We start from the raw sequence: 3,338 nt of genomic DNA, 5'->3' as shown, positions 1-3,338 counted from the left end.
AGCCGAGCATTTCCGCCTTATGGGTGAGATAGTAGGGATCGACGCCGATGCAGTGGCCGCCGACCAGACCAGGGCGGAAAGGTAGGAAATTCCATTTTGTGCCCGCGGCCTGCAGCACTTCATGAGTGTCGATGCCGACACGGTCGAAGATCATAGCGAGTTCATTGATCAAGGCGATGTTCAGGTCACGCTGGGTGTTTTCGATCACCTTGGCTGCTTCAGCTACCTTGATGCTGCTGGCGCGGTATACACCCGCGGTGATCACGGAAGCGTAAAGCTCGGCGACGGCTTCAGTGGTGGGGCCGTCATCGCCGGAGACGATTTTCAGGATTTTGGTGACAGTGCGTTCCTTATCGCCAGGGTTGATCCGTTCGGGTGAGTAGCCAACATGAAAAATCCCTTTTTCTTCCTGCCCTTCTGCTTTTTGCGCGCAAGCCCAGCGCATGCCCGAGTGTTTTTCCAGCAGGGGGACGCAGACTTCTTCGGTCGCGCCCGGGTAGACAGTGGATTCATAAATCACGGTAGCGCCATTCTTCATATGCTTGCCAACTGTGATGGAAGCGCTTTTCAGCGGGAAGAAATCAGGGATGTGCGCTGCATTGACTGGGGTGGGTACGGCAACGATGATGAAGTCGGCTATGCTAATACTGGCGGGATCGGTGCTGACTGTGAGCAAGGTGGCTGCTTTCAGGTTTTCGCTACTGACTTCGCCGGTAGGATCGCAATAATTTTTGTAGTTGGCGATCTTGGCTTCCGATGGGTCGAAGCCGATGGTTTGGAATTTCTTGCCGAATTCAACAGCGAGGGGCAGGCCGACATAGCCTAAGCCGACGACAGCGATGATGGGATTGTTCATGCGTAGTTCCTTGGATTTCAAATTTAACAAATCAAGTTACAACAAGTTGCAGGTCTCTTCAGGCACGCTACCGCCATGCCCGAACTGTGATGTTCAGCAAATGTTTGTTTCATTTCTGCCTGATACTGCTCATTCCAGGCTAAAAAACTGTTTATCAGGGGATGCGAAACCGAAGCTGTAAAAGCAACGTTTCGCTAAAAATCTACTACTGTGTCTTATTACTGTATTTCAACTTGTCTTGCAGCCGGGTATTTGATACAAATTTTTCATAATCTCGACAGTGCGTTTGCCGCGATGCTTATGTTTTTCTCACGGCCCAGCAAGCTGAGCATGACGGCAACCCGCTCAGTGCTGCTTGCAGAGACAATGCCGGTCAGGCCGCTAAGCGGGCCGGATTCGATGCGCACTGTGTCACCCGCGGCAAATGGACTGACAGCTTTTTCAATAGCTTCCTGCCGCGCTCGCATTTGCTCGAGCTGGTTCAGTGCCACCAGGACATCGCACTCAATTGTGGCTGGAACCTGACCAAAGGCGACCAGCGACGACACGCCTTGCGTGCTGCGTACGGGGCCGAGACCTTGCTGCGGTCTGCCGGGACTGAAGAACATATAGCGTGGAAAGCAGACTTCCTGCACACGGCACCACTGTCCATGGCGTTTCTTCCAGCGGGTGAGCATGGGCAGATAGGTTTTATAGCCCTGGCGTTGAAGATGCATCACGGCAGTGGATTCTTGCCGTGGCTTGGTTTGTGCCACATACCACGGTGAACCGGTTTCGAAATCATTGATTACTAGCGCATTGCTGTAATTGAATGCAGTTTGTTCAAGCGATAACTGTTTCATGGTTTCTGCGATCATTAATTCATCGTTCCTTTCGTGCAAATATTGATGTTGATGATTTAACAATCAAACTTTCTCTAAAATGCCACGCCGCTTTAACTCACTGATGACTTGGCGCACACAGCTATTCAAATCGGTTGTTCCTGTGTTGACGATGAGTTCCGGGTTTTGCGGTGTTTCATAGGGGGATGATATGCCGGTGAAATCAGGGATCAGGCCAGCACGCGCTTTTTTGTAGAGACCTTTCACATCGCGCGATTCACAGACTTCCAGCGGGCTATCGCAATGGATTTCAATGAAATCACCTTGCTCGACCAAGCTACGCACGCGTTCACGTTCTGCCCTGAAAGGGGAGATAAAAGCGGTCAGTACGATGATGCCTGCTTCAATGAAGAGTTTGGCCATTTCACCAATGCGGCGGATATTTTCTACCCGGTCTTCGGGTGTAAAACCCAGATCTTTACAAAGACCGTGGCGGACATTGTCGCCATCCAGCACGAAGGTCCGGTAGCCACGCTGATGCAGTTGTTCTTCGACGGCGTGTGCCAGCGTAGATTTACCTGCGCCGGATAATCCGGTAAACCAGAGAATTGCGCCGCGATGCCCGTTGAGCGCTTCGCGTCTGGCGCGGGTAACGGTGGCGCGATGCCAGATAATATTACTGGAAGCTGGTTGCGCAGTCATGATTAAATCTCCTGGCTATTGATCAGTTTGATCAGTTTTTCCTGTGAAACAGAGCGCAGCAAGGATTGTTCCTGAGATTCAGTAAGCGAGCCTTCTGTTTCAGAAGTAGAACGTTGTTCAGATGCCAGCTTGTCGAACATGACTTCAAGCACTAGCAATGACGCATCAGGGTTACGTCTTTCCGCAACGCGTAATTCGATACCGCTGAGGTTGCTGTGATCGAGGATTCTTCGGTCATTATTGCTATCGCGTTTAATAAATTCGCGCACCTGTATGCCTAGCTGCTCCATCATCCGTTGCTGTAGTTGCGCGACATATCGTTGAATTTCTTCGTCAGTGATGTTATCGCTATTCATCAAGCGGATATTGACTGCAACGGCATAGCGCTTGTCAGCATTTTGCTGCAAGGATTGTTTTTCTAAAACCTGCATCCAGGAATCTGCTCTGGAGCCGAGTTCTCTGGAAACCAGTCTGACCAAATTCTCGGCTTCTTGCGCGGTGTAGCTGCCCAGGAACAACCCATGTTCTTTTACGGACAGCAGCCCTAAAACAGCATGCAGGCGGCGCAATGCCATGATGAAGTACCAGGGATGCAGGGTTGCATAGCAATATCCCGAGAAGACAAGCAGAAACCCAAGCAGCATGACAAATTCGGGCACAGCCAGATATAAACCTGCCAACCCGATCAGGCCGAAAAATAAATGCAGGGAGGCGATGGTAATCACCGTGTCTTCGATACGGAAGCCCGCATGCAGCAGAATATGGTGCAAATGGTTGCGATCGGGCGTAAATGGAGATTTCCTTAACCATACGCGCCGCAGCATGACTCTGATGGTATCCATCAGCGGGATGGAGAATAACCAGATGGCCGTGACGGGGGTGATGGCTGGGTCAGTTCCTTGCGAGAGATCAACCAGCAGCCAGGCAAACAGGAAGCCGAGCAGCATGCTGCCATTGTC

The 3,338-nt window shown here is 51.2% G+C and carries 3 protein-coding genes and 1 pseudogene; all 4 read right to left on the bottom strand.

The genetic code is table 11. The features are described 5' to 3' along the window. A partial coding sequence (locus J5I83_RS04200) for a nucleotide sugar dehydrogenase (protein ID WP_304053525.1) occupies nt 1–856 on the bottom strand: 856 nt, incomplete at its 3' end. Between the two features lie 266 nt (nt 857–1,122). Next, a complete protein-coding gene (locus J5I83_RS04195) occupies nt 1,123–1,698 on the bottom strand; it encodes a transcription termination/antitermination protein NusG (RefSeq protein ID WP_304053523.1) in 576 nt (191 codons plus the stop codon). A gap of 63 nt (nt 1,699–1,761) precedes the next feature. After that, on the bottom strand, nt 1,762–2,379 hold the full coding sequence (cysC, locus tag J5I83_RS04190; RefSeq protein ID WP_304053522.1) for an adenylyl-sulfate kinase: 618 nt from the start codon (nt 2,377–2,379) through the stop codon (nt 1,762–1,764). A 2-nt stretch (nt 2,380–2,381) separates the two neighbouring features. Continuing rightward, a pseudogene (locus J5I83_RS04185) lies at nt 2,382–3,338 on the bottom strand (undecaprenyl/decaprenyl-phosphate alpha-N-acetylglucosaminyl 1-phosphate transferase); the annotation flags it as partial.

Source organism: Nitrosomonas communis (genome assembly GCF_024102715.1).
GTDB lineage: Bacteria > Pseudomonadota > Gammaproteobacteria > Burkholderiales > Nitrosomonadaceae > Nitrosomonas > Nitrosomonas communis_B.
This window is presented reverse-complemented; position numbering and strand designations above follow the sequence as displayed.

Bases quoted from the DNA above. Each gene is read 5' to 3' on its own strand.
- J5I83_RS04195 (WP_304053523.1), bottom strand. From the start codon at position 1,698: ATGAAACAGTTATCGCTTGAACAAACTGCATTCAATTACAGCAATGCG.
- cysC (WP_304053522.1), bottom strand. From the start codon at position 2,379: ATGACTGCGCAACCAGCTTCCAGTAATATTATCTGGCATCGCGCCACC.